We start from the raw sequence: 537 nt of genomic DNA on the forward strand, positions 1-537 counted from the left end.
CGGCAGCCCCCGGGCTGCCGTGGGCCCAGCGTCGTACGTCGGCGCATCAGGACGGTGGAGACCGCCGCCCGGCCGGTACCGGACACCGCCGCGTCACGCCCGCCGCCGCCCCGGCGGGCTCAACCGTGCTTGCCTCCGGACTTCCCGCCCTTGCCGCCGGAGTGCTTGCCCTTGCCCTTGCCGCCGGGCTTGTGCAGTGACTCGGGCCGGTGCACTGCCGAGCGGCCGGACTTCTCGCTGCGCACCTGGTACTGCGGCTCCTCCGGTGAGGCGTCCACCGTGCGGCCGGCCGCCTCCGTACGCTCGGTGATCTTCTTCTCCACGCGTCCCACGGCCTCACTGCCGTGGCTGTTCCACGCGACCTTGTCCCCCTTGGCGGGTCGTTTCTCCTTGGCCACCGTGACCACCTCCGCGATCCATGCTGCGGCGGCCCGCCGGAGCCCGCACGTCCACCGCCGCCGGACCGGGTAGGCGCCGCACGCGAACGCCGGCACCGAGCGGGCGGTGGCCGGGCCGGCACGGATCGTCAACCCCGCG

The 537-nt window shown here is 75.0% G+C and carries 1 protein-coding gene; it reads right to left on the reverse strand.

The features are described from left to right. Positions 1-119 precede the first annotated feature (119 nt). Positions 120-398, reverse strand: a complete 279-nt coding sequence (locus ACYVE9_RS30485; RefSeq protein ID WP_461031079.1) for a hypervirulence associated TUDOR domain-containing protein — start codon at positions 396-398, stop codon at positions 120-122. Positions 399-537 lie beyond the last annotated feature (139 nt).

This window comes from Streptomyces sparsus (assembly GCF_054776295.1).